Below are 26,112 nucleotides of genomic sequence, written 5' to 3' on the forward strand. Positions count from 1 at the left end.
ATACCATGGCGACCGCGCAGCCCCGCCCCGTCACCGTCGAGGAGTTCCTGGCGATCAACTGGGACGATTCGGATATGAAGGCCGAACTCGACAACGGCGTTATCCGATTGATGGCGGGCGGCAGCACGGCACATGGACGCGTGCAGCGCAACGTTCTGGTCGCGCTCGACCTTGCGCTTCGCGGGAGCGGGTGCAGCCCGTTCGGCTCCGATATGGGCATTCGTACCAACGACATCGCACTGCGCTATCCGGACGTGACGGTGCTGTGCGGCAAGGAGGACAGATCTGCTGATCGGTCGCAGTCGCACGACGACCCGCGTCTCGTCGTCGAGGTACTGTCTCCCTCGACGCGCGATAAGGATCACAGCGTCAAAGTGCCGGAGTATCGCGAGATTGCCAGTCTCGGCCACATACTGCTCATCGATCCCGATGCAGGCGCTGTTCGCCACCTGTCGCGCACCGGCCCGCGCGGGTGGAACGACGAAATGGTCGAACCCGGGGAGGCAATCGATCTGCGACACCTTGGCGTGACGCTGACCTGGTCCGATATATTCAATCGCCGCTGAGCGCAGTCGTTAGAAAAAGAGAGATCATGACCGATCAGACCTACGACTACGACGTCCTCGTCATCGGCGCCGGCCCTGGCGGCTATGTCGCCGCGATCCGCGCCGCGCAGCTCGGCCTGCGCACCGCGTGTGCGGAGAGCCGCGGGACGCTGGGCGGGACCTGCCTCAATGTCGGCTGCATTCCGTCGAAGGCGCTGCTGCACGCGTCGGAGCTGTTCGCGGAGGCGACCGGCGGCCATCTTGCCAAGTTCGGGGTGAACATCGCCGGCGTGACGCTCGATCTCGACCAAATGCACGCCGAGAAGGCGAAGGCGGTCACCGAACTGACCGGCGGCATCGAGTTCCTGTTCAAGAAGAACAAGGTGACGTGGCTCAAGGGCCGGGCCGGTTTCACCGACGCGCACACCGTGCAGGTCGGCGATCAGACCGTCACCGCCGCCAACATCGTCATCGCCACCGGCTCGTCGGTCACCCCGCTGCCCGGGGTCCAGGTCGACCAGCGCGTCGTCGTCGACTCCACCGGCGCACTCGCGCTATCCAAAGTCCCCGAGCACCTGGTCGTGATCGGCGGCGGCGTCATCGGGCTGGAGCTCGGCTCGGTGTGGCGGCGGCTTGGCGCGAAGGTGACCGTGGTCGAATATGTCGACCAAATCCTGCCCGGCTTCGACGGCGAGGTGCGCAAGGAGTCCGCCAAGCTGTTCAAGAAGCAAGGCTTCGACATCCGCACCGGCACCAAGGTGACCGGCGTCACCGTCGCCGGCGACACCGCGAGCGTCCAGGTCGAGCCGGTCGCCGGCGGCGCAGGCGAGACGCTCACCGCCGACGCGGTCCTCGTCGCCACCGGCCGCAAGCCCAATATCGAAGGGCTTAACCTCGCCGCGATCGGTCTCCAGCTCAACCAGCGTGGCCAGATCGCCACCGACCATGACTTCCGCACGTCGGTCCCCGGCGTCTGGGCGATCGGCGATGTCATCCCCGGCCTGATGCTCGCGCACAAGGCGGAGGACGAGGGCGTCGCGGTGGCGGAAAACATCGCGGGCCAGACCGGCATCGTCAATCACGACGTCATTCCCTCGGTCGTCTACACCAACCCGGAGATCGCCGGCGTCGGCCTGACGGAGGAAGCGGCGAAGGACAAGGGCGAGATCAAGGTCGGCAAATTCCCCTTCGCCGCCAACAGCCGCGCTAAGACCAACCGCGACACCGACGGCTTCGTCAAGGTCATCGCCGACGCCAAGTCCGACCGCGTGCTCGGCGTTTGGATCGTCTCCAGCCTCGCCGGCACACTTATTGCGGAGGCGGCAATGGCGATGGAGTTCGGCGCGACGTCGGAGGACATCGCCTACACCTGCCACGCCCACCCGACGCATGCGGAGGCGCTGAAGGAGGCGGCTATGGCGGTCCAGGGCAAGCCGATACACATCTGATCGCCGCGAGACGCAGGTCAGCCGAGACGAGGGCTGCCCTGCTTACCGTTCGTGCTGAGCGAAGTCGAAGCACCGTCCCTGCAGGCGGTATTTCGATCCTGTCCTTCGACTTCGCTCAGGACGAACGGAGGTTCGCGTCGCCCGAACCACCGATGGCTCACGGAAGTTCGAGGTAAACGATGCCCCGCATCGTTTAGATGCCGGGGGCATGCTCGACCTCAAACTCTCCCGTGACGACCCCGCCGCATCGCGCTAAGCTCTCCCCATGCGCATCCTCCTCACCGCCACCGTCGCCGCGATCGCCACCGCAGCGATCGCCCAAACCCCCTCGCGCGAGCTCGCCGCCGCGATCGCCGCGCCGACCCGCACCCCTGCCAACGTCGCGCGCGATCCCTATCGTCACCCGGCCGAGACGCTGGCCTTCTTCGGCGTCAAGCCGAACCAGACGGTGGTCGAGATCTGGCCGTCGGCGGGGTGGTATACGGAAATCCTGGCGCCCTACCTTGCCAAGGGCAGCTATTGGGCCGCGGTCCCCGCGGGCGAGCGCGGGCCTGCCGGCATCAAGCGGCTACAGGCCGCCCATCCGGGTCGCTACGACAAGGTCCGCTTCGCCACCTTTCCCGCGGAGGCCGGCCAGCCCGCCGTTCCGGCCGGCACCGCGGACGTGGTGCTCACCTTCCGCAACGTCCACAACTGGACCTTCGGCGCGACGGACCGTACCCAGCTCGCCTTCGACCAGATGTTCGCGATGCTGAAGCCCGGCGGCACGCTAGGCGTCGTCGAGCACCGGCTGCCGGAGACGCAGACCAACGTCACCGAGGGCAAGAGCGGCTATATGAAGCGCTCCACCGTCCTCGCCTATGCCACCAAGGCCGGATTCAAGCTGGCCGGCGAGAGCAACGTCAACGCCAATCCCAAGGACACGCGCGATTATCCCAAGGGTGTCTGGACGCTGCCGCCCAACTACGCCGAAAAGGACGTCGACCGCGCCCGCTACGCCGCGATCGGCGAGAGCGATCGTATGACGCTGAAGTTTACCAAGCCGCGCCGCTGATGATCACTCGGCGGGCGCCCGCTCCCGGTCTCGCCACCATTTCGCGGCCAGCGTTGCGCCGAGGATAAACCCGCCCGGCGCGAACAGCACCACCGCCGCGAGACCGAGCTTGGGGAGGACACCTTGAGGCATGACGGCGCCATACCCCGATCATGGTGAACGAAGCCTTAGCCGCTGCCGCCCTCCAGCGCCGCGATCTGCGCGATGATCGCCGGCTCCAGCTTGTACAGATCGGTCATCGCGGTCACCAGGTGACGCGTCTCCACCTTGCCGCTGAAGGTGCCGACATAGCGCGTAGTGGGACTGTTGAAGTGCAACCGCGCGAGCGGCTTGCGGTTGTTGTCATCGAGCAGGATCGCGCAATAGGACTTGCTGTCGCGAATGACGACCCGGCCGGGTCGATGTGGCGCGCCGCGATCGCCTGGACGATGCGAAAGCCCGCGATCTCGTCCTCGGAGGTGATCACGCCGTCGCCGTCGGACGGGTCGTCAGCCTTGCCCTCCTCGGTGGTCACGGGTTCCGGGTTGGCGACATGCAGCGCAGAGGTCAGCCGCTCGTTGACCCGCTCCCGGATCAGCTGCGCGATCGCGGCCGCGATCAGCTGACCATAGGTCTCGCGCATCCCGGCGGAAAGCGGTGCGGTGCTGATCCGCTTGGCGATGGCGCGGACCCATTCTTCCGACGGTTGGCTGAACTCTCGCTCCACCTCGATCCGTACTTGGCTTTCCAGCTTGAGCCGCCCGGCCTCGGCGATGATCGCGCCGATATCGAACTGGCTGCGGGTGAACCGCTCCAGCGTCGCCGGGTCGGAGCGCTTGATCGCGTCGAGCGAGAAGATGAAGAACGGCTTGGAGTCCATGATGTTGGGCTTCTCGATGTCCGAGAAGAACTTGTAGACGACGCCATTGGTGAGCATCGCGACCCGCGCCTCGGTCGCGGTGAAATAGCGGAACAGCTGCTCGGCGTGCTTGACGTCTAAGTCGATCGTCGACGGTTTGCACTCGACCAGAATGTGGAGTTTGCCGTCCGCGCACAGCGCATAATCGACCTTGTCGCCCTTCTTGCCCGGAACATCGGCGATGAACTCGGGGATGACCTCGGACGGATTGAAGATCGTACCCCAGTGCTTGGAAGAAGGGCAGCACCAGCGCCGTCTTTGCCGCTTCTTCCGTCAGCAGCAGCTCGCGATGCTGAGCAGTCCGCTTTTCTCGAGCACTACGAGCTTCGTCGCCAGGTCCATCCCCGTTCCCCCCGTCGTGAGGGGCGGGAGCGTAATCGGTTGCAGCGTCGTGCAAAGCGGCTTCCGCAATATGAATGATTTGTAACGTTGCCGTGCCGTTGCAGCCGGTGCCATCCCGGAACGACCGGCAAGGGTCGTCCGTAGCGGGATGATGGACCGTGCCGCTCTCCAGGCTCGCTGGCTACACCTCACGCGCGAGGTGCTGCCCTTGCTGGCCGCCAGCCGAGATTGGCCGGTCAGCGCCGATCATTGCTTTCAGCGCATCCTGCTCGACCACGCGGTGGGCGGGCGCTGGTACGATCACATCGCCGGACGCCCCGCCTATACCCACGCCACCGACGAAATGCTCGCCCGTGCGGTGGCGATGGCGGAGGCCGTCGCGGCGGGGGAGGTGGACCTCGCGTCCCTCGACGCGCAGTCGCTGGCATGGCGGCGGGCGGCCATGGGCCAAGATCGTCTAGCTCGCCGATAGTCTGGCAGAGCGGGCGACAACGCGACCCTCTGCTCCTACTTCTTCGGGAACAGCCGCCCCAGCACCGCATCCACGCCGGCGCCGATCGCGTCCGCCAGTGCGTCGTTTCCCGCTGGCTGCCCGGGCACGGGCGGAACGGACGGCTTCACCGGCTGCACCCCAGCCTTCTTCGCTGCCGAAGCCTGCGCCATCGTTGCCGCCATGCCTGCCACCATCACCGCGCCCTTGGCGATCGCCGCGCGACCTTCGGGGCTTTGCGCCTTGGCGACCAGCTTCTCGGCGCCCTTCCTCAATTCCTTGGGGATCTTCACGCCGCCGATCTGCTTGGGCAACTTGCCCGTCTTCTTGCCGTCCTTCGCCATCCGATCCTCCGTGTGTCGCCAACATAGGACACCAGGGTCAAGCTGCAATGATGCTGGCGACACCGTGCCCGCCAACCTACATCCCAAGCTGGCACAAAGCCAGGAACGGAAGTAGAACTCTACCCCATGTCCCTCAGCACCATTTCCGTCCGCGGCGCGCGCGAGCACAACCTCAAGGGCGTCGACATCGACATCCCCCGCGACACGCTGACGGTGATCACCGGCCTGTCGGGCTCGGGCAAGTCGAGCCTCGCCTTCGACACCATCTATGCCGAGGGCCAGCGCCGTTACGTCGAGTCACTCTCCGCCTATGCCCGCCAGTTCCTGGAGCTGATGCAAAAGCCCGATGTCGACCATATCGAGGGCCTGAGCCCCGCAATCAGCATCGAGCAGAAGACCACGTCGCGAAATCCGCGCTCCACCGTCGCGACCGTTACCGAGATCTACGATTACATGCGCCTGCTCTGGGCGCGCGTCGGCGTGCCCTACAGCCCGGTGACCGGCCAGCCGATCGCGGCGCAGACCGTCAGCCAGATGGTCGACCGCGTCCTCCAGCTCCCCGACGGCACCCGCGCCATGCTGCTGGCCCCCGTCGTGCGTGGCCGCAAGGGCGAGTACCGCAAGGAGCTGCTCGAGTGGCAAAAGGCGGGCTTCACCCGCGTCCGCATCGACGGCACCGTGTACGAGATCGAGGACGCGCCCGCGCTCGACAAGAAGTACAAGCACGATGTGGAGGTGGTGGTGGACCGCATCGTCGTCCGCGATGACATCGGCACGCGGCTGGCCGAAAGCTTCGAGACCGCGCTGAAACTCGCCGACGGCCTCGCCTATGTCGACCTGGTCGATGCCGTCGTGCCGGGCCGTGAGGACGAGGCCGCCTCCGCCGGCGCGATGAAGAACGCCGGCATCCCCGCCAACCGCATCGTCTTCTCCGAGAAATTCGCCTGCCCGGTCAGCGGCTTCACCATCGCCGAGATCGAGCCGCGGCTGTTCTCCTTCAACGCCCCCCAGGGCGCGTGTCCGGCCTGCGACGGGTTGGGGGAGAAGCTGATCTTCGACGAGGACTTGGTCGTCCCCAACCACGATCTGTCGATCAAGAAGGGCGCCGTCGTCCCCTGGGCCAAGTCCAACCCGCCGTCGCCCTATTACATGCAGGTGCTGGGCAGCCTCGCCCGCGAGTTCGACTTTTCGGTCGAGACCCCCTGGCGCGACCTGCCGCCCGAGATCACCGCGCAGATCCTCCACGGCACCCAGGGCAAGCCCGTCACGCTGCGCTTCGTCGACGGCAAGAAGTCCTATGACGTCAACAAGCCGTTCGAGGGCGTGATCGGCAACCTCAACCGCCGCATGCTCCAGACCGAGAGCGCGTGGATGCGCGAGGAGCTGTCGAAGTACCAGTCCGCGCAACCCTGCGAGACCTGCCGCGGCGCCCGCCTCAAACCCGAGGCACTGGCGGTCAAGATCGCGCACCGCGACATCAGCTACGCCACCCACCTCTCCGTCGTCGACGCGCTCGCCTTCTTCCAGGCCATGCCCGAAGAGCTCGGCCCGCAGCAGCGCGCCATCGCCGAGCGCATCCTCAAGGAGATCGTCGAGCGCCTCGGCTTCCTCAACAATGTCGGCCTCGACTATCTCAACCTCGACCGCACGTCGGGCACGCTGTCGGGCGGCGAGAGCCAGCGCATCCGCCTCGCATCACAGATCGGCTCCGGCCTGTCCGGCGTCCTCTACGTCCTCGACGAGCCCTCCATCGGCCTCCACCAGCGCGACAACGACATGCTGCTCGCGACGCTGCGCCGCCTGCGCGACCTCGGCAACACCGTGCTGGTGGTCGAGCATGACGAGGACGCGATCCGCACCGCCGATTACGTCATCGACATGGGGCCGGGCGCCGGTGTCCATGGCGGCGAGGTCGTCGCCCACGGCACCCTCGCCGAACTCCTCGCCAGCAAGACCAGCATCACCGCCGATTACCTCAACGGCACCCGCGAGGTCCCGCTCCCGGCCAAACGCCGCAAGGGCACCGGCAAGAAGCTCACCGTCCACAACGCCACCGCCAACAATTTGAAGGGCGTCACCGCCTCGCTGCCGCTCGGCACCTTCACCTGCATCACCGGCGTCAGCGGCTCGGGCAAGTCGAGCTTCACCATCGACACGCTGTTCGCCGCCGCCTCGCGCCAGCTCAATGGCGCCCGCATCCTCGCGGGCAAGCACGAGAAGATCGCGGGCTTGCAGCATCTCGACAAGGTCATCGACATCGACCAGTCGCCGATCGGCCGCACGCCGCGCTCGAACCCCGCGACCTACACCGGCGCCTTTACCCAGATCCGCGACTGGTTCGCCGGCCTGCCCGAAAGCGCCGCGCGCGGCTACAAGCCCGGCCGCTTCAGTTTCAACGTCAAGGGCGGCCGCTGCGAGGCGTGCCAGGGCGACGGCGTGCTCAAGATCGAGATGCACTTCCTCCCCGACGTCTATGTCACCTGCGACGTGTGCCACGGCGCCCGCTACAACCGCGAGACGCTGGAGGTGAAGTGGAAGGGGCTGAGCATCGCCGACGTGCTCGACATGACGGTGGAGGACGCCGCCAGCGCCTTTGCCGCCGTCCCCGGCATCCGCGACAAGATGGCGATGCTGGTCGAGGTGGGCTTAGGCTACGTCAAGGTCGGCCAGCAGGCGACGACGCTCAGCGGCGGCGAGGCGCAACGCGTCAAGCTCGCCAAGGAACTCGCCCGCCGCGCCACCGGCCAGACGCTCTACATCCTCGACGAGCCCACGACGGGGCTGCACTTCGAGGACGTCCGCAAGCTGCTGGAAGTCCTCCACGCCCTGGTCGAACAGGGCAACACCGTGGTGGTGATCGAACACAATCTCGACGTCATCAAGACCGCCGACTGGGTGCTCGACCTCGGGCCGGAGGGCGGCGTGAAGGGCGGCGAGGTGGTCGCGGAGGGGACACCGGAGGCGGTGGCGGCGGAGCCGCGGAGTTTCACGGGGCGGTATCTGGCGCCGTTGCTGCGGGGTAGGGGCGACGTGCGGGCCGAGGCGGCGGAGTAGCTCAGACAGCCAACCTCAAAATTTGTATGCGACCTACTATTTAAGAGTATCCGCTATAGCAGTGTCTATAGCAGTGATGATCGCGTCGAAGCCGCTAAAGCTAATTGTACCAGCATTCTGCTGCACGTACGACGCCAAGGCGACTTTGCCAAAATGCTTCGCGGTATCGAGCTTAGAAGCAGAAGAGAATGTCTTGCCGTTCAATTTTACCTTCCTTACTTCCGGAGGCAGCATGTCCTCTATACATGTCTTGTTGGAAGATGCTGTATGGGGTGTCTTGATTAAATATAAGCCCTTTTCGAGCTTATACAGAATACCGGGATCATCGATCTTAATTCTTGTCTTATAGATGCCATTTATCATCGATATAACGTCTGCCCCCCCACTGTCATTGTCGATCAATATGATGACTGGCTTTACGTTGAGGGCTTTATTGAACGACTTGTGGCCCTTGCTATAGAGGTAAAGGAGACGCTTAATGTTTCCTGATCCCCCTGTAACGCCCAGCACCCGTGCCGCTTCACCGTCAAAGCGGAAAAATCTTACCAAGGTTGGCTTTCCCGTGGACGGATCGATGATGTTGTGGGTGGGCACCTTCGTTTCGGAGATAGCGGACTTAATGTAGTATATATCAGACGGTCCCTCAGTGAGGATTACCGGAAGATTGTTGATAAAGAAGTGTTTGAAGAGATAGAATCTTTGTAGTTGTGTCCAGAACTGGGTCGGAGTTTCCTGCTTTTCTTGTATGCCTCGTAGGTCTGACGCCTCTCGAATATGATGTATATGGCTTAAACGGCCTTCTAGAGCGGAGAGTGACAGGGATATCGGCTGAGCAGAAGGATCTGCATCCTTTTCGCATGGTTTGCCGAAACCACCGAACGGCGGCGGGGCGACGATCTTGCCGTTCCTGAAATAGTGATCGCACATCGCGCGTGTCCGCAGGTAAAACTCTCGCGGTACGTTTGGTCTGTCATTGACGACCAGCCCTGTGACCATTTGGCGGCTATGACGCTGACTCATGCGAGTCTTGCCAGAATTGATGTCGAAGCCAGCTCTGGCACAGATTCCTTCCAACGCGGGACTCGCCTGCCATCCCTGCGGATCGCCATCTACCTCGAGGGCAACATCTGAAGGAAACCCACGCAAGCTTGTGGAAATCGTTATGTCATCAGCGTAGCGCGAATAAAAGCATCTGCGAGGACTTAGAAACCGCGTCAGTCTAACGTCTAGAAACTCAGAGGCTAGGGAGGCAACATAGGGCGAGCAGGGGCTACCCTGAGGAAGTTTGTCCTGAAAACAGGCAATCTGAGCAATGGCAGTCGCTACATCCTTATGCAGCAGGAACCGCTTATCCTTGATAAAGAACCCTCGAACTCGACCAAAGTTAAACTGATCGAAAAAGTCCTCTAGATCAATGTTGAACACAAAACGCTGCTTCTTGTGAACATCTGCGTTGTTATAGATGTTTGTACCGCGCAGGAACCCATGTTGCAGCCGAGACGCAGCCTTCGGATCAATTGATGTGTCGTCCTCGCATTCATAGAGGACGTTGAGTAATCGTGTCTGGAGCCACTTCAACGGAGGGCAAGGTGCCAGAATGAAGCGGGTTTTCCCATTCTTCTTGTTAACGCAAAACGATTGATACTTAGCCGCATCCGGTATTTTGAAGAGTGTGTGTGCCAGCTCTCGAGGAGTGACGCCAAGTAAGTCGGCGAAGCTCATTCTGCTTTGGCAAGCCTGAAGATCAGCGAGCATATGGACCGTGGGCACTCCTATGCGACATCGCGCTCATCGTAACATCAGCAAATCATCACATCATGGCAGGCACATAAGCAAGCGGCCCTCGCCTACCTCTCATCCGTCGAGATGCTCAACGGTAAAATCTACCCACGGTCCTTTGAGTATACTAAAGAATATGACAGGCTTGGCAAGTGTGGGCTGAAGCGGAAGCCCTTGGACTAGCTAGCTGTCCAGCCTACAACCCCACCGCCTTCCGCAGCGCCTCGTTGATCCGCCCCTGCCACCCCGGCCCGCCCTCGCGGAAGCGGTCGAGCACGTCCGGGTCCAGCCGCAGCGTCACCTGACGCTTTGTGTGCCCGCGCACGGGCGGGCGGCCGCGCACGACGCCGTTCGGCCCGAGATAGCCCGTCGCCGGGCGGATCACCTTCCCGGCGATCGAGAACTCGGCAATGTCGAGCATCTCGTCCGTCAGCTCCGGTGCATCATCGGCCGGGTCAAGCCAGGGGGCCTCGGTATTTGGCTTGCTCGCGATCATTGGCTTTCCTCATCGAGAAGACACGCCGGCTGGGGGTCATCTCCGTCCAAATTATTGCCACCAGTCGCCCGTCAAGCAGGCCATAGGTGACGATCCGCCGCTCCGGATAGGCGAACCGGTCATCCTCGAACTCGAACACCGGCCCTTCGAACACCTTGGCGGCATCGGCGAAATCCAGCCCACGCTCCGCAAGGCATAATGCGCGCTTCTCCGGATCGAAGCTGATCTCCACAGCTTTATGTAACTACAGAAATCGCGCCGTCAAGCGGCACCTCGGCCAGGCTCGCGTCGCGCTCGCAGCGATGACAATGCCCGTCATCAAACACCGCGCCCAGCACCCATTCCTGCCGCTCGACGCTCCAGTCCGCCCAGGCGTCCCGGCTTACCCGATCACTCCCGCAGTCAGCACATATGATCCGTACCGGCATGGCTCGCCCGACCTCCGCCGCCAACCATCGCTCCGCCCAGCCAGACCGACAACACGAACCGCATCCATTCCGCACCGAAAAACCGCTGTCCTACAACCCCGCTCCCCGCATAGCTGCGTGGTCCTTGCCGACCGAAAAGGACCACGCCATGCAATCCCTCCACGACCAATGGCTCGAAACCAAGGCCCGGCTCGCCGCCGAAGACGCCGCCCGCGTCGCCGCCGCACCAGCCCCGCGCGCCCTCGACCTCGACCCCGACTTCGATGTCGCCACCGCGCTCGAATCTCAGCTCGAACCGTCCCGCCGCGCCGACGGCTGGACCGCGGCGCGCCAGCACGGCTTCCTCACCCTCGTTGCCACCGGCCACTCGATCGAGGCCGCCGCCCGCGCCCAGGGCCTGTCCGCCTCGTCCGCCTACAGCTTCCGCAACTCGGCCAAGGGCGCCGCCTTCGCGGTCGGCTGGCTCGCTGCGCAGATGCTCCAGCGCCAACGGCTCGCCGACACCGTCTCCGCCCGCGCGTTCGAAGGCCAGACCGTCACCGTCACCCGCCCCGACGGTTCCACCGTCGAGCGCCACTTCCACGACAATCGGCTCGCGATGAACGTCCTGGCGCGGCTCGACCGCATCGCGGCGGGCCAGCTCGTCCCAGGCGCCGCGGACACCGGCGAGACCCAGGCCGCGCGCCTCGCTGCGGCCGAGTTCGACCGCTATCTCGACATCCTCGGAGAGGGCCCCGCCCGCGCCGGCCTGTTCCTCGCCGCGCGCACGGTGGACGCCGCACCCGGCGCGCCGGAGCTCGCCGCGATCAGCACGCTCGCCCGCGCCGACCTCTACACCCGCACCGGCGCCGGCGTGATGGCGGAGGTGGACGTAACCGACCTCGACCCCGCGCAGCGCGTCGCCTGGAGCGCCGAGCAATGGGCCCGCGCCGAGGCCGCCGGGCTGCTCGTCATCGCTCCCGTTCCGGAGGCCGGTGAGGACGAAGGGGGCACTCAACATTCTCAACATTCGCCCGAGGCAGACGAGGACGATCCCGTCTGGTGGTGCGATCTGGCCGACGCGTGGCGCACCAGCTTCCCGCCGCCCGAGGATTTCGACGGCGAGGAGGAGGGCCGCTACGGGGACCCGGACTATGCGCGCGCGCTTTCCTGGGAGGAGGAACTCGACGCTGACCTGCCCGAACACGGCGACACGGAAGAAGACGCGGAGACGCGCGCCGCCCACGCGGCCGAGCGCGACCGCTGGTTCGCCGCCGCCAGGGCCAAAGCCGACGCCGCGCTCGATCGCAAGTACGCCCTCGCGCCCGACGCCGACAGCGCGCCAGCCCCGGAGGAGCGTGCCGCGACCGCTGAGGACGCCCCGGCCGTGTCCGACCAGCATTCCGGTCCCGCCGGCGCGGGAGCGGACTGGCTCGCCCAACCCTTCGCCCAACCCCTCGCTGTTCCCGAACCCGAAGCCGCCGATGCGGCGGCGCGCGCGGTGGAACTTGCAGGCGACGCCCCCCGTTCCCCCGTGCAGGCTATGATTCAAAGGATGTGAGATGAACGACAAAAAGGCCCCGCTCGGCATCGGCGCCGCGTTGCTGGGTGTGCTCGCCGCGCTGGTCGGTGCCGCGCTCGCCGGCCGCGCTGTCGCGAAGGGCAAGGGCCAGAGCGGGGAGGGGGCCACCAGTCCGGAGCCCGTCGCCCCCGCGCGTCCGGGCGCCGAGTCGCCCGAGGCGGACGGTCTCCCCGGCCACACCGCTCCCGCCCAGCCGGCGCCGACAGGGCAGGAGGGCCATCCGGTTCCCGATCTCGCCGCCGGCAACGATATCGGCCCCGATCACCGCGCGCCCGAAGCCTTCCGCCCCGACATGGATGCGCCGATGACCGCTGCCGAGCGCGAGGCGCTGCGCCCCGCCACCGGCCCCGCGCCCAGCCTCGTCGCGCCCCAAGGCGGCAGCATCCAGGGCCCGGGCGGCGACCGCTACTGATCCTCCCCAGCTTGCTGGGGAGGGGGGCCGCCCGCCCGCTTGGGCTGGTGGTGGAGGGGCAGGGACACGGGCGGCGGCTTTTGGCAACCAACTCCGTCCGCCGCTCGTTTCCGGTCCCCAAGCAACAGGAGTGCCAGTTATGCGTATCGCAACTTTGGGCCTGGTCGCCGCCGCGACCCTCGCCAGCGCCTGCTCCACCTATGGCGACGGCTATGACGCCGACCCGCGCTACCGGACCTATGGCAGCTACGACTACAACCGCCCCGACCCCAGCTACAACGGCTATTACGCCAACCGCTATTACGTCGATAACCCCCGCTACCGCGAGCGTCAGCTGTCGTCGAACGACCGGGTCTATGTCGGCGAAGACGGCCGCTACTACTGCCGTCGCAATGACGGCACCACCGGGCTGGTGGTCGGCGGCATCGCCGGTGGCGCGCTCGGCGCGGCGCTGACCAGCGGTCGCTCGGAAGTCCTCGGCGTCCTGCTCGGCGCTGCGGCGGGCGCAGCCGCCGGTCGCGCCGCGGATCGCGGCAACGACCGGGTCCGCTGCCGCTGACCGGGCAAGCGCGGCGCCAGCTGCGCCGGACGTCACGGGATCTACGCCCGTGACGTCCCCGGCCCATGACGCGCCGACGCGGCGAGAAACCGCTGTCCTACAACCCAGCACTTCCGGCACAGCGTCTGGCGGACGCTCCGGCGATCAGCCCGGCGCGCCGCCACCGCTCTTTCCCATCGTCAGGTCAGGCTCGACTTGCGCGGGATCGTTTCCTCGTTCGGCTGCCCCTTGTCGAGCTGGTCGCTCGGCCGCCGCGCGTCGCCGACCTGCTGATGCTCGGTCGACAGGTTCGGGTTTTCGGTCACTTCGGTCGGCTTGATCGGTTCGTCGCTCATCGTCTCTCTCCTTAACCGTTGACGATGGTGCCGCCATTCGGATGCAGCACCTGCCCGCTCATGTAGCTGGAGTCCTCGCACGCCAGGAACAGGAACGCCGGCGCCACCTCGTTGGGTTGCCCCGGCCGCCCCATCGGCGTGCTCTGCCCGAATGTCGCGAGCTTCTCCGGGCTCGCGCCGCCGAACGGGTTCAGCGGCGTCCAGATCGGCCCCGGCGCCACCGCGTTGACGCGGATGCCGTCCTTGACCAGATTCTCCGACAGCGACCGGGTGAAGGCGGTGATCGCGCCCTTGGTCGACGAGTAATCGAGCAGCTCGGACGCGCCCTGGTACATCGTCACGCTGGTGCAGTTGACGATCGCTGCGCCCTTGCTGAGATGCGGCCGCGCGGCCTGCACCATGAAGAACATGCCGAAGATGTTGGTCTGGAACGTCCGCCGCAGCTGTTCCTCGGTGATGTCGGTGATCTCCTTGTCGGGATGCTGCTCGCCGGCATTGTTGACCAGCACATGCAGCCCGCCCAGCTCCTCGACCACCTGCGCGACCGCGCGCTCGCAGAACGCCTTGTCGCCCACGTCGCCGGCGATGGTCACCGCCCGGCGCCCCTCGTCACGGATCGCCTGCGCCGTCTCCGCCGCGTCCTCATGCTCGCAGAGGTACAAGACGGCCACATCCGCCCCTTCGCGGGCAAACAGCACCGCCGTCGCCCGCCCGATGCCGCTGTCGGCGCCGGTGACCAGCGCCACCTTGCCGCTCAGCCGCCCGGAGCCGGGATAGCGCGGCCGCCACTCGGGCTTGGGTTCCATCTCGCTCTCATGTCCCGGCAGCTCGTCCTCGTGCACTTCTCCGATCAACGCGCTCATCGATGCCGCTCCTGCTGAGTTCCGGCCGCATAAGCGTCCCAGCCGCCGCTGCGGTTCCGGTTAACCTGCATCAACCACACGGGAATTTGGGAACCTGCGCCTGTGGTGAATGATTAACCCCGCGCCACCCCATCGGGAGAGAATTGCATGGCTGACGACACGGCCACGAGGGACGACGCGCCGCCCACCACCTCCAAACGCGCCGACATCGTCGCCGAAGCGCGCGCCGCGCTGGGCGATGCGGGCGGCGAGGTGGTCGGCAAGTCGGTCACGATCAACAAGCCCCTGGCCGAGGTGTTCGCCTATTTCCGCGATTTCGCCAATCTGCCCAGCTTCATGGAGAATGTCGTCTCCATCGACGTGCGCGACGACAAGCTGTCGCACTGGGTGGTCAAGGCACCCGGCGGCAAGACGGTAGAATGGAACAGCCGTGTCACCGATGAGGCGAAGAACCACCACATCGCCTGGGCGTCGGAACCCGGCGCCGATGTCGACAATGCCGGCCGCATCGAGTTTAGGAATGCCGGTGCGCGCGGCACGGTGGTGACGCTCAACCTCGTCTACGATCCGCCCGCCGGTGTGGTCGGCAAGCTGATTGCCAAGCTGTTCCAGCGTGAACCCGCCATCCAGGCGCGCCGCGACCTGCGACGTTTCAAGCAATTGCTCGAAACCGGCGAGATCGCGACGCCCGCCAAGAACGCCCGCGAATTCGAGGAGATGGGGCTGTGAAGGCGCTCACCTGGCACGGCAAGCACGACGTCCGCATGGACACCCATCCCGATCCGGGCATCGTCAACCCGCGCGACGCGATCATCAAGGTGACCTCGACCGCGATCTGCGGCTCCGACCTGCACCTCTATGACCACTACATCCCGACCATGCAGTCGGGCGATATCCTCGGCCATGAGTTCATGGGCGAGGTGGTCGAGGTCGGGCCCAAGTCGACGCTCAAGAAGGGCCAGCGCGTCGTTGTCCCCTTCACCATCGCGTGCGGCGCCTGCTACCATTGCACCAAGCACCAATATTCCGCCTGCGACAACGGCCTTCCGGCCGACAACCAGGACATTGCGCAGTCGGTCTACGGCCAGCCGATGTCGGGCCTGTTCGGCTACAGCCACATGACCGGCGGCTATGCCGGCGGCCAGGCCGAATATGTCCGGGTGCCCTTCAGCGATATCGGCCCGATCGTCATCCCCGACGGGGTCTCCGACGACAAGGTGCTGTTCCTGTCCGACATCCTGCCCACCGGCTGGCAGGCGGCGGAATATGCGCAGATCGAGCCGGGCGACACCGTTGCGGTCTGGGGCTGCGGCCCGGTCGGGTTGTTCGCGGTGCAGTCGGCGTTCCTGATGGGCGCGGAACGGGTGATCGCGATCGACCATTTCCCGACCCGGCTCGAACTCGCCAAGCGTTTCGGCGCCGAGACGATCAACTTCGAGCAGACCTCGACCTATGACGCGCTGATGGAGATGACGGGCGGCATCGGCCCGGACGCGGTAATCGACGCGGTCGGGCTGGAGGCGCACGGACTGTTCGTCGACAACGTCATCGACCAGATCAAGGCCTCGACCTTCCTCGGCACCGATCGCATCCATGCGCTGCGTCAGGCGATCATCGCCTGCCGCAAGGGCGGCCGGGTATCGATGCCGGCGGTCTATGGCGGCTTCGTCGACAAGTTCCCGCTCGGCGCGTTCATGGAAAAGGGGCTGACGCTCAAGACCGGCCAGACCCACGTCCAGCACTACATGCCGGCGCTGCTCAACGCGATCATGGAAGGCAAGATCGATACCGAGTTCCTGATCTCGCACCACATGCCGCTCGACGACGCGCCGCACGGTTACAAGATGTTCCACGACAAGCAGGACGAATATACCAAGATCGTCCTGAACCCCTGAGTCCCCCTCCCGCTTGCGGGAGGGGCAGGGGAGGGGATGTCCCACCCGGCCGGCTCCCGACAAGCCCTCCCCCAACCCCTCCCGCAAGCGGGAGGGGAGCAAAAGGATGTCAACCAGTGCCCAACAAACTCGCCATCGTCACCGGCGCCTCGTCCGGCATCGGCCTCGAACTCGCCAAGCTCGCCGCCGCGGACGGCTATGACCTGCTGGTCGCGGCCGACACTTCGTTCACCGATGCTTCGGCCGAGCTGAAGGCGGCCGGGGCGACGGTCGAGACGCTGGAGGTGGACCTCAGCAATTTCGAGGGCGTCGACCGGCTGCTCGCCGCCGCCGGCGGTCGCCAGATCGATCTGCTCTGCGCCAATGCCGGTCACGGCCTGGGCCGTGCCTTCCTCGACCAGGACCCGGCCGAGTGGCGGCACGTCATCAACACCAACGTCACCGGCACCACCTATCTGCTGCAGAAGGTGCTCAAGCAGATGGTGGCGCGCAACGACGGCAAGGTGCTCGTGACCGGCTCGATCGCCGGCTACATGCCCGGCAGCTTCCAGGCGGTGTACAACGGCACCAAGGCGTTCGTGGACAGCTTCGTCGCGGCGATCCAGAACGAGATCAAGGACGCGGACGGCGTCACGCTGACCAACCTGATGCCTGGTCCGGTCGAAACCGAGTTCTTCAAGCGCGGCGACATGATGGACACGTCGGTCGGCACCGATCCCAAGAAGTCCGATCCGGCCGATGTCGCCAAGGACGGCTGGGATGCGCTGATGAGCGGCAAGCACGCGATCGTGTCCGGCCTGAAGAACAAGGTTCAGGTCGCGGTCGCCAACGTCACCCCCAACGAGGTGCTGGCCGAGCGCCACCGCCAGATGGCCGAACCCGGCACCGCCAAGGAGTAACACGCATGTTCAAGCAGATGATGATTGCCGCCGCCCTGATCGTGGTCCCCGGCCTCGCCTCCGCCCAGGCGGTGAACGGTCGCCAATATGTCCGCATGGCCGGCGCCAGCGACCTGTACGAGATCCAGTCCAGCCGGCTGGTCCTCGCCTCCAGCCGCAACGCGGAGGTGCGCCGCTTCGCCAACACCATGGTTCGCCATCACACCAAGAGCACGGCGGACGTGAAACGCGCCGCGCAGCGGGCGGGCATCGTCCCGCCGCCGCCGCGCCTCGACGCGGTCGGCGCGCGCAACATCGCCGAGCTCCGTCGAACCCGCGGGGCGGCGCGCGATGCGGTCTACCTCCAGCAGCAGCGCGTGGCGCATCGACGCGCGCTGGAGCTGCAACAGGGCTATGCGGCCAACGGCGACGTCCGTCCGCTCGCGCGCACCGCGGCCACCATCGTCCCCGTCGTGCAGATGCACCTGGGCGAACTGCGGCGCATGTAGCCCCGCTTTCCCTCTCCCCTGACGGGGAGAGGGAAGCCTCAGGCGCTCGCCAGGATCCGCTCCGCCTCGATAAGGTGCAGCCGCTCCACCATGGCGCCGTCCAACCGGATCGCCCCGCGATCCGCGTTGGCCGGGTCGGCGAATACCGCCACCACTCTACTGGCCCACGCCAGCGCCTCCGGCGAAGGCGCGAACGCAGCGTTGACCGCGTCCACCTGACCCGGGTGGATCAGCGATTTCCCATCGAATCCGAGCATCGCTCCCTGCCGGCATTCCGCCGCGAGCCGCTCCGGGTCGTCCAGAGCATTGCACACACCGTCCAGCGCCACGATCCCCGCCGACCGCGCCGCGACCACGACCTGCGTCAGCACCGGCAACAGCGGCGTCCGCGCGGGGTCGGGCCGGCAGCACATCTCCTTGGCCAGGTCGTTCGTCCCCGCGACCAGTGCGGTCACCCCGAACTCGGCTGCGGCGCCGGCCAGCGCCGGCAGCGCCAGCACCGATGCACAGGTCTCGATCATCGCCCACAGTGCGACATCGCCGCCCAATGCCTCTCGCGCCCGCGCCAGGTCCGCCGGCCCATCGACCTTCGGCAACACCACGATGCCCGCGACACCGCGCAGCGCGGCGAGATCCGCCTCCGCCCAGCGTGTGTCGGCGGCGTTGACCCGCACCACGACGGCGCGATCGCCGAACCCGCCCTCACGCAACGCCGCGACCGCCTGCGCGCGCGCGTCGTCCTTGGCTTCCGGCGCGACCGCGTCCTCCAGGTCCAGGATCACCGCGTCGCACGGCAACGTGCGCGCCTTGGCGATCGCCCGCGCGTTCGACGCCGGCATGAACAGGGCGCTGCGCAGCCGTGTCATCGTGCAGGCCCCATCATTGCCGCTGTCCTACAAGCACGGGTTCGTGGCACCGGAAGCGCGTAGCTGCTCTTTGACATCGCCGCCCATCCTTCATCCACCGCGCCGTGCGTCGGCGTCGGGTATAGTACAGCAATCATGCCTCAACTTTCCCTCAACTTCCGACCGCCGCGGCCGACCAAGGCGGAATGGTTTATGCCTAAACTTTCCCTAAACTTCCGGATCACGCCGCCACCCGTTGCCGCCGAGCGGCGCGGATCAGATCGGCCGCACGTTCCGCGATCATGATCGTCGGCGCGTTGGTGTTGCCGCTGACCAGCGCCGGCATCACCGACGCGTCGATCACGCGCAGCCCCGCCAGCCCACGCACCCGCAGCTCCGCGTCGACGACGGCCATGCTGTCGTCGCGCGTCCCCATCTTGCAGGTGCCGACCGGGTGATAGATCGTCTCGGCGGTCGCGCGGACCCAGGCGTCGATCTGCGCGTCGCTGACCACATTGGCGCCGGGAGCGAGTTCGTCGCCGCGATACGGCGCCAATGCCACCTGCCCGACCACGCGCCGGCCGATCTTGACAGATTCGCGCAGCACACGCCGGTCCTCGGGCGTCGCCAGATAATTCGCCTCAATCTTGGGGTCGGCGAATGGGTCGGGCGAGTGGACGCCGATCCGCCCCCGGCTTTCCGGGCGTAGCTGGCACAGGTGGAGCGAGAAGCCGTCCTCGGTCGCCTTCACCTTGCCATGGTCGCGCATGATCGCGAGCACCCCGTGGATCTGGATGTCGGGTCGCGACAGGCCGGGCCGCGACGGGATGAAGGCGCCTGCCTCCAGGAAGTTCTGCCGCCCCGGTCCGCTGCCGCGCAAGAGGTAGCGCAGGCCGACCGTCAGCTGCCGAAGCCCGCGCGTCACCGCGAACACGCTTTGCAGCCCCTTGCTGCGCCAGTTCATGATGATGTCGAGATGGTCCTGCAGGTTCTCGCCGACCCCGGGCAAGGCATGGACGACCTCGACGCCGGCCGCGCGCAGCCGCTCGGGGTCGCCGATGCCGGACAGCTGCAGGATCTGCGGGCTCTGCACCGCGCCAGCACAGAGCAGCACCTCGCCCCGCGCGGCGGCGCTGTGTGGCTGACGGCGCTTGCCGACGACATAGTCGACGCCGACGGCACGGCCGCTCTCGATGCGGATGCGGGTGGTATGCGCGTCGGTGACGACCTCCAGGTTCTTGCGCTCGCGGATCGGCTGCAGATACGCCGCCGCCGCACTCCAGCGGCGACCGTTGGAGATGGTCAGGTCATACGGCCCGAACCCTTCCGGTTGAGCGCCATTGAAATTGTTGGTGACAGGAAATCCGGCCTGGCGGCCGGCCTCGATCAGCGCCTGGTTGAAGGGGCTATCACTCTCGCCCGGCGAAATATGCAGCGGCCCCTCATTGCCGTGCAGTGCGTCGCTTCGATGATGCCGCTCCAGCTTGCGGAAATAGGGCAGCACGTCGTCCCACCCCCAGCCGGTCAGCCCGCGCTGCCGCCACTCGTCGTAATCTAGCGGATGTCCGCGCGCATAGATCATGCCGTTGATGGCGGAGCTGCCGCCCAGCCCCTTGCCGCGCGGCCACCACAGGCGGCGATCGTCCAGGTGCGGCTCGGCCTCGGTCCAGAAACCCCAATTGTGTGCGCTCTTCTGCTTGATGAGCTCGCCGACACCCGCCGGCATCCGCACCAGCATGCTCGTGTTGCGCCCGCCCGCCTCCAGCAGGAGCACATGGTTGTCGGGGTCTTCGGTCAGCCGCGCGGCCAGCGTGCAGCCCGCCGAGCCGCCGCCGATGATGATGTAATCGTAAGCGTCCACGGGCATGTCCTTCTAAGGCTCGATGATCAGTTTACCGATGTGCGTCGCCGCCGCCATGGCCTCGAACGCCGCGCGCCATTCGGTGATCGGATAGGTGGCATGGATGCGCGGCCGGATGCGGCCCTCGGCCGCCAGCGCCCACACGGCATCGGCGGCGGCACGCCCGGCGACGGGATCGCGCCGGCCATATTCGCCGGCGCGGACGCCGATGACGGAAAAGCCCTTGATCAGCGGGATGTTGACCGGGACGCTCGGGATACGGCCGGACGTGAAGCCCACCACCAGCAGCCGCCCGCCGAATGCCATGCATCGGGTCGACTGGTCGAACACGTCGCCGCCGACCGGATCGAACGCCAGGTCCGCGCCGCCGCCGGTCAGCAGCTTCACCGCCTCGCGAAAGTCGCCCGCGTCCAGCCCGGCCGCGATCGGATAGGCGTGGGACACAATCGCCAGCTTGTCCCTCGACCGTGACGTGGCGATCACGCGCGCGCCCATCGCGTTGGCAAGGTCCACCGCGGCCAACCCGACGCCGCCGGTGGCGCCATGGACCAGCACCCACTCCTGGTCCCGCATCCGCCCGAGCGCCACCAGCGCGACATAGGCGGTGAGGTACGCCGCGCCGACCGCCGCCGCCTGGCCGAAGGACAATCCGTCCGGCACCCGCCGCACCGCGGCCGCGTCGACCGCGACGACCTCGGCGAAGCTGCCGAGCCGGGTGCCCGCCACCACCCGGTCGCCACGCCGGAAGCCGCTGTCCGTGTCCGCCGCCATGACCTGCCCCGCCATCTCCATGCCGAGCGTGAAGGGCAGGGGCGGCTTCAGCTGATAGGTGCCGCGCGACATCAGCAGGTCGGGATAGTTCAACGATCCGGCGCGCACCCGCACCAGCAACTGGCCGGGCTGGCGCACGGGCTCCGGAACCTCGCTCAGCGCCACGCCGGACAGGTCCTCGCTCAGCGATCCGACGACCAGCGCCCTCATGCGCGGCGCGCGAGGATGCCGATCAGCTCCTCCATCAGCGTCGGCATGTGCAGGTGCGGCGCGTGCAGCTTGCCAAGGCCCAGCATCATCAGCGCATAGGCCCGGACCGCCGCGTCATGGCGGTCAAAGCCGTTGGCCGCGACACAATCGGTCAGGAAGCCGAGCACGATGTCGTCATGCCGTTCCACACTCTGCTTGGCGCGCGGGTCGCTCTCCGCCCAGGCGCGCATCGCGATCGAGAGCCGCGACAGCCCGCGCCGGCGGACGGTCTGCGCCAGCAGGCGGATGCGCGCGACCGGCTCCGCCTCGGCGCGGCGGATCGCCTCGACCAGCTCGCTGATCTGCGTATCCGCGAAATACTCCGCCAGCCGCCCCTGATAGGCGTCGAAGTCGGTGAAATGATGATAGAAGCTGCCCGTCGACACGCGCAGCTCCTCCGCCAGCGGCCTCAGCTTCAGCGCGCGCAGCCCACCGCGCCGCAGCAACGTCTGCCCCGCCTCCAGCCAGTCGCGCGGCGTCAGGTCCGGCGCCCGTGCGAGATTGGCGATGCTTGACACGCTGGGAGGCATAACGAATGTTATGCCTGACAAGCGCGCCGGTAAAGGCGTCTCAGGAGAGCCGATGCTGCATCCCGTACGGCATGCCGAGACCACCCCCGACAAGCCCGCCTATATCATGGCGGCGACGGGCGAGACGGTGACCTATGCCGAGCTCGACGCCCGCGCCAATCAGGGCGCGCATCTGATCCGTTCGCTGGGGCTGCAGCCCGGCGAGGGCGTCGCGGTGCTGATGGACAACTCCGCCCGCTATCTTGAGGTGATGTGGGCGGCAGAGCGCACTGGCGTCTATTGCACCTGCATCTCGTCCAAGCTGACCCCCGCGGAGGCCGAATACATCGTCCGCGACGGCGGCTGTCGATTGCTGATCGCCAGCCACGGTGTCGCGAGCTTGGCCGAGGCGCTGAAGCCGCTGATCCCGGGTGTGCAGACGCTGATGGTGGACGGCGCCACGCCAGGCTATCCGTCCTACGAAGCCGCACGCGACGCACAGCCGGCGACGCTCATTTCCGACCCGCGGCCCGGCGGCATCATGCTCTATTCGTCGGGGACGACCGGGGTGCCGAAGGGTGTGCGCCATGCGCTGCCCGACGAGCCGTTCGGGCAGGTTCCGTCGCAGCTGTTGCGGCTGGGGCAGGGGCTCTACGGCTTCTCGCCCGACATGGTGTATCTGTCGCCGGCCCCGCTCTACCATGCGGCGCCGCTCAGATGGTCGATGGCGGTGCAGCAGCTTGGCGGCACGGTGGTGGTGATGGAGCGCTTCGACCCCGAAGCCGCGCTCGCCGCCATCGAGACGTATCGCGTGACCCACGCGCAATGGGTGCCGACCCACTTCATCCGCCTGCTCAAGCTGCCCGAGGCCGTACGCCATCGCTACGACATGTCCTCGCTCCGCGCCGTCTGGCACGCCGCAGCACCCTGTCCGCTGCCGGTCAAACGGGCGATGATCGACTGGTGGGGACCGATCATCGGCGAGTATTACGCCGGCACCGAAGGCAATGGCTTTTGCGCCATCTCGTCCGCCGAGTGGTTGGCGCATCCGGGCTCCGTCGGCCGCAACCTGACCGCGCAGACCAAGATCTGCGATGACGACGGCAACGAGCTGCCGCCGCGGACCGAGGGCACGGTGTATTTCGCCGGCGGCGGCGCCTTCGCCTATCACAACGACCCTGCGAAGACCGCGTCGGCGGCCAACCGGCACGGCTGGACGACACTGGGCGATGTCGGCTGGCTGGACGAGGAGGGGTATCTGTACCTCACCGACCGCAAGTCGTTCATGATCATCTCGGGCGGCGTGAACATCTACCCCGCCGAGCTTGAGAACCTGCTTGTCACGCACCCCGACGTCGCCGACGTGGCGGTGATCGGCGCGCCGCACGAGGAGATGGGCGAGGAGGTCGTCGCTATCGTCCAGCCGCGCGACATGGCGGAGGCGGGGCCGGCGCTGGCGGAGCGGCTCAACGCCTTCGCCCGCGAGCACCTGTCGCATGTCAAATGCCCGCGTCGCATCGACTTCCGCGCCGAGCTGCCGCGCCATGAGACCGGCAAGCTCTACAAGCGCCAGCTGCGCGACGAATATTGGGCTAGAGCATCCCCCACAGCAACGTGACGTTGAGGGTGATGATGACCGCGGCGATGAACCAGGCGAGGAGCTGGAGCCAGCGCGGCGCGGCATAGTCGCCCATCAGCTGCTTCTTGCCCGTGAAATAGACCAAGGGCACCACGGCGAAGGGGAGCTGCAGGCTCAGCACCACCTGGCTCAGGATCAGCAGCTGGGTGGCACCCTGATCGCCCGCCGCGCCCACCACGATCACCGCCGGCACGATCGCGATCAGCCGCGTCACCATGCGGCGTAGCCAGACCGGCAGCTTGAGGTCGAGGAACCCCTCCATCACGATCTGACCGGCGAGTGTGCCCGTCACCGTCGAGTTCTGTCCCGACAGCAGCAGTGCGATCGCGAACACCACGCTGGCGCCCGCCACGCCGAGCGTCGGCGTCAGCAGTCGATACGCTTCGTCGATCTCGGCCACATCGGTGCGGCCGTTGAAGTGAAACGCGGACGCCGCGAGGATCAGGATCGCGGCGTTGATGAAGAACGCCAGCCCCAAAGCGAGCGTGGAGTCCACGGTCGCCCAGCGGATCGCCTGGCGCTTGTCGTCAAAGGCGCGGGTCTGGACGATCGACGAATGGAGGTAGAGGTTGTGCGGCATCACCGTGGCGCCGAGAATGCCGATCGCGAGGTAGAGCTTGGCCGGGTCGGTGACGATCTCCGGCCGCGGCACCAGCCCCCCGAGCACCGCGCCCCACGCGGGCTGCGCATGGATCAGCTCGAACACGAAGCACGCGCCGATCAGCGCCAGCAGGCCGATGATGAACGCTTCCAGCTTGCGGAAGCCATAGCGTTGCAGCGCGAGGATCAGGAACACGTCGAGCGCGGTGATCGCCACCCCCCAGGGCAGCGGCAGGCCGAACAGGAGCTTGAGCGCGATGGCGGTGCCCAGCACCTCCGCTAGGTCGCAGGCGATGATCGCCACCTCCGCCAGCATCCAAAGCACGAACGAGGTCGCCCGCGAATAGCCCGCGCGACATGCCTGGGCGAGATCGAGTCCTGCGCCGACGCCCAATCGGACCGACAACGCCTGCAGCACGATCGCCATCAGGTTGGACAACAGGATGACCGACAGCAGCGTGTAGCCGAACGCCGACCCGCCGGCGATGTCCGTCGCCCAGTTGCCAGGGTCCATATAGCCGACCGCAACCAGGAAGCCGGGACCGATATAGGCCCGCAGATTGCCGATCCCGACGCGGCCAGCCGGCACGGGAACGGTGCGGAAGCTCTCCGACAGCGAGCGGCCGAGCGGGGTGGCGGTGGGCGTCATCGGCGGACCTTCTGGCGCAAGCGGCGGGCGGTCACAAGCAACTCAGATCACGCTCATGTCGGTGTTGTAATGGTGCCATGCAAAGATCGCCGCCGCGCCGCGATGCGGGCGCCACGCTTCGGCAAGCGCGCGCACCTGTTTCTCGGATGGGCGGGTCTCATGGCCGAGAAGCCGTCCGACCTCGATCTGCACCGCCAGATCGCCGGCGGGCCATATGTCGGAACGACCTTCCGCGAAGAGCAGGTAGATCTCCGCCGACCAGCGACCGATGCCCTTGACCGCGACAAGGGCCGCGATCGCCGCCTCGTCGTCGGCGGGCAGCGCCGCGAGCGGCAGGCGGCCGCTGGTAACCTCGTCCGCCAGGCTGCGGGCGTAACCGGCCTTCTGCCGGGACAGCCCGGCGGCGCGGAGCTGCTCGTCGGTAGCGGCGGCGACGCGTTGCGGACTGGTAGCGTCGCCGACTGCCGCGTCGAGCTTGCGCCACACCGCGTCGGCGGAGGCGACGCTAACCTGCTGCCCGACGATAGTCCTGAGCAGCGTCGCGAAGCCGCGTTCGCGCAGGCGGGGACCGGGATAGCCGACGCGCGCGATCCCCGCGGCAAAGGCGGGCTCGACCGCGGCGAGCGCGTCGAGGCTCGTCCTGATCTGCTCGGCGTTCATGCTTGATCGCCCCCTGGGGGCACGGCATGGCGCGAAGCATCATTGGTGGAGACAATCATGCCCAAGCTTATCGTCGTCCTGCGTGATGGGGAAGAACGCGTCCTCGACGGCGAGACCGGACTGTCGGTGATGGAGAACATCCGCGACGCGGGGATCGATGAGATCCTGGCGCTCTGCGGTGGCAATTGCAGCTGCGCGACCTGCCACGTCCATGTCGATCCCGAACATTTCGCCAAGCTGAAGCCGATGAGCGAGGACGAAAACGATCTACTCGACTCGACCAGCGAGCGCGACGCGACCTCGCGGCTTTCGTGCCAGATCCAGTTCGGGCCGCAGCTCGACGGACTGAAGGTCCGGATCGCCGAAGAGGACTGACACAGGCGCCCGCGCGCCGACGCCGCCATGCCCGAAGATCACGCCGCCGCTTGACAGCGGAGAG

Annotated in this window: 28 protein-coding genes and 1 pseudogene; 14 read left to right on the plus strand and 15 right to left on the minus strand. The window is 66.6% G+C overall.

The genetic code is table 11. From position 1 onward, the window contains the following. The first annotated feature begins 5 nt into the window (after positions 1–5). From VFQ64_RS15025 to VFQ64_RS15035, 3 genes are all read left to right on the plus strand, one after another. Positions 6–566 (plus strand): Uma2 family endonuclease, encoded by a 561-nt coding sequence (locus VFQ64_RS15025; protein WP_325104161.1) that lies wholly within the window; start codon positions 6–8, stop codon positions 564–566. Positions 567–592: 26 nt separating this feature from the next. Beyond that, on the plus strand, positions 593–1,993 hold the full coding sequence (gene lpdA / locus VFQ64_RS15030; protein ID WP_325104162.1) for a dihydrolipoyl dehydrogenase: 1,401 nt from the start codon (positions 593–595) through the stop codon (positions 1,991–1,993). A gap of 265 nt (positions 1,994–2,258) precedes the next feature. Beyond that, the gene (locus VFQ64_RS15035) at positions 2,259–3,047 is read left to right on the plus strand and encodes a methyltransferase (RefSeq protein WP_325104163.1); all 789 of its coding nucleotides are present in this window, start codon (positions 2,259–2,261) and stop codon (positions 3,045–3,047) included. A 3-nt stretch (positions 3,048–3,050) separates the two neighbouring features. Here the strand turns inward: VFQ64_RS15035 and VFQ64_RS15040 are convergent, their stop codons facing one another. From VFQ64_RS15040 to VFQ64_RS15050, 3 genes and pseudogenes are all read right to left on the minus strand, one after another. Next, positions 3,051–3,179, minus strand: coding sequence for a hypothetical protein (locus VFQ64_RS15040; RefSeq protein WP_325104164.1), 129 nt, complete (start codon positions 3,177–3,179; stop codon positions 3,051–3,053). Positions 3,180–3,291: 112 nt separating this feature from the next. After that, the gene (locus VFQ64_RS15045; protein WP_325104165.1) at positions 3,292–3,963 is read right to left on the minus strand and encodes a hypothetical protein; all 672 of its coding nucleotides are present in this window, start codon (positions 3,961–3,963) and stop codon (positions 3,292–3,294) included. Between the two features lie 6 nt (positions 3,964–3,969). Continuing rightward, positions 3,970–4,161, minus strand: a pseudogene (locus VFQ64_RS15050) (hypothetical protein); the annotation flags it as partial. Positions 4,162–4,435: 274 nt separating this feature from the next. Here VFQ64_RS15050 and VFQ64_RS15055 point away from each other — a divergent pair. Continuing rightward, on the plus strand, positions 4,436–4,759 hold the full coding sequence (locus tag VFQ64_RS15055; RefSeq protein ID WP_325104166.1) for a GCN5-related N-acetyltransferase: 324 nt from the start codon (positions 4,436–4,438) through the stop codon (positions 4,757–4,759). A gap of 35 nt (positions 4,760–4,794) precedes the next feature. Here VFQ64_RS15055 and VFQ64_RS15060 read toward each other — a convergent pair whose 3' ends face one another. Next, entirely contained in the window at positions 4,795–5,121 is a 327-nt protein-coding gene (locus VFQ64_RS15060; protein ID WP_325104167.1) for a hypothetical protein, read from the minus strand. A 126-nt stretch (positions 5,122–5,247) separates the two neighbouring features. Here VFQ64_RS15060 and uvrA point away from each other — a divergent pair, with 126 nt between their 5' ends. Then, positions 5,248–8,175 carry an excinuclease ABC subunit UvrA gene (uvrA, locus tag VFQ64_RS15065; protein ID WP_325104168.1) on the plus strand — a complete coding sequence of 976 codons (2,928 nt, stop codon included), beginning with the start codon at positions 5,248–5,250 and terminating at the stop codon, positions 8,173–8,175. Positions 8,176–8,211: 36 nt separating this feature from the next. On the opposite strand, the gene VFQ64_RS15070 is transcribed toward uvrA, so the two are convergent. The 3 genes from VFQ64_RS15070 to VFQ64_RS15080 form a co-directional block, all read right to left on the minus strand. Next, positions 8,212–9,930 carry a retron Ec67 family RNA-directed DNA polymerase/endonuclease gene (locus VFQ64_RS15070; RefSeq protein ID WP_325104169.1) on the minus strand — a complete coding sequence of 573 codons (1,719 nt, stop codon included), beginning with the start codon at positions 9,928–9,930 and terminating at the stop codon, positions 8,212–8,214. 220 nt (positions 9,931–10,150) lie between these two features. Next, the gene (locus VFQ64_RS15075) at positions 10,151–10,450 is read right to left on the minus strand and encodes a BrnA antitoxin family protein (protein WP_325104170.1); all 300 of its coding nucleotides are present in this window, start codon (positions 10,448–10,450) and stop codon (positions 10,151–10,153) included. Next, positions 10,410–10,682: a BrnT family toxin gene (locus VFQ64_RS15080; RefSeq protein ID WP_325104171.1), complete on the minus strand. Its 273-nt coding sequence runs from the start codon at positions 10,680–10,682 to the stop codon at positions 10,410–10,412. Before VFQ64_RS15080 ends, VFQ64_RS15075 begins: the two co-directional genes overlap by 41 nt. A gap of 344 nt (positions 10,683–11,026) precedes the next feature. On the opposite strand from VFQ64_RS15080, the gene VFQ64_RS15085 reads away from it, so the two are divergent. The 3 genes from VFQ64_RS15085 to VFQ64_RS15095 all read left to right on the plus strand — a co-directional run bounded on the left by VFQ64_RS15085 (position 11,027) and on the right by VFQ64_RS15095 (position 13,410). Beyond that, positions 11,027–12,418: a hypothetical protein gene (locus VFQ64_RS15085; protein WP_325104172.1), complete on the plus strand. Its 1,392-nt coding sequence runs from the start codon at positions 11,027–11,029 to the stop codon at positions 12,416–12,418. A gap of 1 nt (position 12,419) precedes the next feature. Further along, positions 12,420–12,851, plus strand: coding sequence for a hypothetical protein (locus tag VFQ64_RS15090; protein WP_325104173.1), 432 nt, complete (start codon positions 12,420–12,422; stop codon positions 12,849–12,851). A 139-nt stretch (positions 12,852–12,990) separates the two neighbouring features. After that, the gene (locus VFQ64_RS15095; protein ID WP_325104174.1) at positions 12,991–13,410 is read left to right on the plus strand and encodes a hypothetical protein; all 420 of its coding nucleotides are present in this window, start codon (positions 12,991–12,993) and stop codon (positions 13,408–13,410) included. Positions 13,411–13,589: 179 nt separating this feature from the next. Here the strand turns inward: VFQ64_RS15095 and VFQ64_RS15100 are convergent, their stop codons facing one another. Next, a complete protein-coding gene (locus VFQ64_RS15100) occupies positions 13,590–13,745 on the minus strand; it encodes a hypothetical protein (protein ID WP_325104175.1) in 156 nt (51 codons plus the stop codon). 11 nt (positions 13,746–13,756) lie between these two features. After that, positions 13,757–14,608, minus strand: a complete 852-nt coding sequence (locus VFQ64_RS15105; protein WP_325104176.1) for an SDR family oxidoreductase — start codon at positions 14,606–14,608, stop codon at positions 13,757–13,759. Positions 14,609–14,755: 147 nt separating this feature from the next. On the opposite strand from VFQ64_RS15105, the gene VFQ64_RS15110 reads away from it, so the two are divergent. The 4 genes from VFQ64_RS15110 (at position 14,756) to VFQ64_RS15125 (ending at position 17,890) form a co-directional block, all read left to right on the plus strand. After that, positions 14,756–15,337 carry an SRPBCC family protein gene (locus VFQ64_RS15110; protein WP_325104177.1) on the plus strand — a complete coding sequence of 194 codons (582 nt, stop codon included), beginning with the start codon at positions 14,756–14,758 and terminating at the stop codon, positions 15,335–15,337. Next, entirely contained in the window at positions 15,334–16,503 is a 1,170-nt protein-coding gene (locus VFQ64_RS15115; RefSeq protein WP_325104178.1) for a zinc-dependent alcohol dehydrogenase, read from the plus strand. Before VFQ64_RS15110 ends, VFQ64_RS15115 begins: the two co-directional genes overlap by 4 nt. A gap of 116 nt (positions 16,504–16,619) precedes the next feature. Continuing rightward, entirely contained in the window at positions 16,620–17,402 is a 783-nt protein-coding gene (locus tag VFQ64_RS15120) for an SDR family NAD(P)-dependent oxidoreductase (RefSeq protein ID WP_325104179.1), read from the plus strand. Positions 17,403–17,407: 5 nt separating this feature from the next. Then, entirely contained in the window at positions 17,408–17,890 is a 483-nt protein-coding gene (locus VFQ64_RS15125) for a DUF4142 domain-containing protein (RefSeq protein ID WP_325104180.1), read from the plus strand. Between the two features lie 38 nt (positions 17,891–17,928). Here VFQ64_RS15125 and VFQ64_RS15130 read toward each other — a convergent pair whose 3' ends face one another. The 4 genes from VFQ64_RS15130 to VFQ64_RS15145 form a co-directional block, all read right to left on the minus strand. Further along, a complete protein-coding gene (locus tag VFQ64_RS15130; RefSeq protein WP_325104181.1) occupies positions 17,929–18,756 on the minus strand; it encodes a CoA ester lyase in 828 nt (275 codons plus the stop codon). 220 nt (positions 18,757–18,976) lie between these two features. Then, positions 18,977–20,596 (minus strand): choline dehydrogenase, encoded by a 1,620-nt coding sequence (locus VFQ64_RS15135; RefSeq protein WP_325104182.1) that lies wholly within the window; start codon positions 20,594–20,596, stop codon positions 18,977–18,979. A 12-nt stretch (positions 20,597–20,608) separates the two neighbouring features. Continuing rightward, positions 20,609–21,577, minus strand: coding sequence for an NADPH:quinone oxidoreductase family protein (locus tag VFQ64_RS15140; protein WP_325104183.1), 969 nt, complete (start codon positions 21,575–21,577; stop codon positions 20,609–20,611). Beyond that, positions 21,574–22,134, minus strand: coding sequence for a TetR/AcrR family transcriptional regulator (locus VFQ64_RS15145; protein ID WP_325104184.1), 561 nt, complete (start codon positions 22,132–22,134; stop codon positions 21,574–21,576). Before VFQ64_RS15145 ends, VFQ64_RS15140 begins: the two co-directional genes overlap by 4 nt. A 64-nt stretch (positions 22,135–22,198) precedes the next feature. Here VFQ64_RS15145 and VFQ64_RS15150 point away from each other — a divergent pair, with 64 nt between their 5' ends. Then, positions 22,199–23,743: an acyl-CoA synthetase gene (locus VFQ64_RS15150; RefSeq protein WP_325104185.1), complete on the plus strand. Its 1,545-nt coding sequence runs from the start codon at positions 22,199–22,201 to the stop codon at positions 23,741–23,743. On the opposite strand, the gene VFQ64_RS15155 is transcribed toward VFQ64_RS15150, so the two are convergent. Then, complete coding sequence (locus VFQ64_RS15155; RefSeq protein WP_325104186.1) at positions 23,718–25,013, minus strand: Nramp family divalent metal transporter; 1,296 nt, start codon at positions 25,011–25,013, stop codon at positions 23,718–23,720. The genes VFQ64_RS15150 and VFQ64_RS15155 overlap by 26 nt on opposite strands. Positions 25,014–25,055: 42 nt before the next feature. Then, positions 25,056–25,673: a DNA-3-methyladenine glycosylase 2 family protein gene (locus VFQ64_RS15160; RefSeq protein WP_325104187.1), complete on the minus strand. Its 618-nt coding sequence runs from the start codon at positions 25,671–25,673 to the stop codon at positions 25,056–25,058. Between the two features lie 57 nt (positions 25,674–25,730). On the opposite strand from VFQ64_RS15160, the gene VFQ64_RS15165 reads away from it, so the two are divergent. After that, positions 25,731–26,048 (plus strand): 2Fe-2S iron-sulfur cluster-binding protein, encoded by a 318-nt coding sequence (locus VFQ64_RS15165; RefSeq protein ID WP_325104188.1) that lies wholly within the window; start codon positions 25,731–25,733, stop codon positions 26,046–26,048. The last annotated feature ends 64 nt before the right edge of the window (positions 26,049–26,112 follow it).

The organism is Sphingomonas sp., assembly GCF_035714405.1.
Classification (GTDB): Bacteria; Pseudomonadota; Alphaproteobacteria; order Sphingomonadales; family Sphingomonadaceae; genus Sphingomonas.

Coding starts and splice junctions, on each gene's coding strand:
- VFQ64_RS15025 (WP_325104161.1), top strand. CDS start 6: ATGGCGACCGCGCAGCCCCGCCCCGTCACCGTCGAGGAGTTCCTGGCG.
- lpdA (WP_325104162.1), top strand. CDS start 593: ATGACCGATCAGACCTACGACTACGACGTCCTCGTCATCGGCGCCGGC.
- VFQ64_RS15035 (WP_325104163.1), top strand. CDS start 2,259: ATGCGCATCCTCCTCACCGCCACCGTCGCCGCGATCGCCACCGCAGCG.
- VFQ64_RS15040 (WP_325104164.1), bottom strand. CDS start 3,179: ATGCCTCAAGGTGTCCTCCCCAAGCTCGGTCTCGCGGCGGTGGTGCTG.
- VFQ64_RS15045 (WP_325104165.1), bottom strand. CDS start 3,963: ATGCTCACCAATGGCGTCGTCTACAAGTTCTTCTCGGACATCGAGAAG.
- VFQ64_RS15055 (WP_325104166.1), top strand. CDS start 4,436: ATGATGGACCGTGCCGCTCTCCAGGCTCGCTGGCTACACCTCACGCGC.
- VFQ64_RS15060 (WP_325104167.1), bottom strand. CDS start 5,121: ATGGCGAAGGACGGCAAGAAGACGGGCAAGTTGCCCAAGCAGATCGGC.
- uvrA (WP_325104168.1), top strand. CDS start 5,248: ATGTCCCTCAGCACCATTTCCGTCCGCGGCGCGCGCGAGCACAACCTC.
- VFQ64_RS15070 (WP_325104169.1), bottom strand. CDS start 9,930: ATGCTCGCTGATCTTCAGGCTTGCCAAAGCAGAATGAGCTTCGCCGAC.
- VFQ64_RS15075 (WP_325104170.1), bottom strand. CDS start 10,450: ATGATCGCGAGCAAGCCAAATACCGAGGCCCCCTGGCTTGACCCGGCC.
- VFQ64_RS15085 (WP_325104172.1), top strand. CDS start 11,027: ATGCAATCCCTCCACGACCAATGGCTCGAAACCAAGGCCCGGCTCGCC.
- VFQ64_RS15090 (WP_325104173.1), top strand. CDS start 12,420: ATGAACGACAAAAAGGCCCCGCTCGGCATCGGCGCCGCGTTGCTGGGT.
- VFQ64_RS15095 (WP_325104174.1), top strand. CDS start 12,991: ATGCGTATCGCAACTTTGGGCCTGGTCGCCGCCGCGACCCTCGCCAGC.
- VFQ64_RS15100 (WP_325104175.1), bottom strand. CDS start 13,745: ATGAGCGACGAACCGATCAAGCCGACCGAAGTGACCGAAAACCCGAAC.
- VFQ64_RS15105 (WP_325104176.1), bottom strand. CDS start 14,608: ATGAGCGCGTTGATCGGAGAAGTGCACGAGGACGAGCTGCCGGGACAT.
- VFQ64_RS15110 (WP_325104177.1), top strand. CDS start 14,756: ATGGCTGACGACACGGCCACGAGGGACGACGCGCCGCCCACCACCTCC.
- VFQ64_RS15125 (WP_325104180.1), top strand. CDS start 17,408: ATGTTCAAGCAGATGATGATTGCCGCCGCCCTGATCGTGGTCCCCGGC.
- VFQ64_RS15130 (WP_325104181.1), bottom strand. CDS start 18,756: ATGACACGGCTGCGCAGCGCCCTGTTCATGCCGGCGTCGAACGCGCGG.
- VFQ64_RS15140 (WP_325104183.1), bottom strand. CDS start 21,577: ATGAGGGCGCTGGTCGTCGGATCGCTGAGCGAGGACCTGTCCGGCGTG.
- VFQ64_RS15150 (WP_325104185.1), top strand. CDS start 22,199: ATGCTGCATCCCGTACGGCATGCCGAGACCACCCCCGACAAGCCCGCC.
- VFQ64_RS15155 (WP_325104186.1), bottom strand. CDS start 25,013: ATGACGCCCACCGCCACCCCGCTCGGCCGCTCGCTGTCGGAGAGCTTC.
- VFQ64_RS15160 (WP_325104187.1), bottom strand. CDS start 25,673: ATGAACGCCGAGCAGATCAGGACGAGCCTCGACGCGCTCGCCGCGGTC.
- VFQ64_RS15165 (WP_325104188.1), top strand. CDS start 25,731: ATGCCCAAGCTTATCGTCGTCCTGCGTGATGGGGAAGAACGCGTCCTC.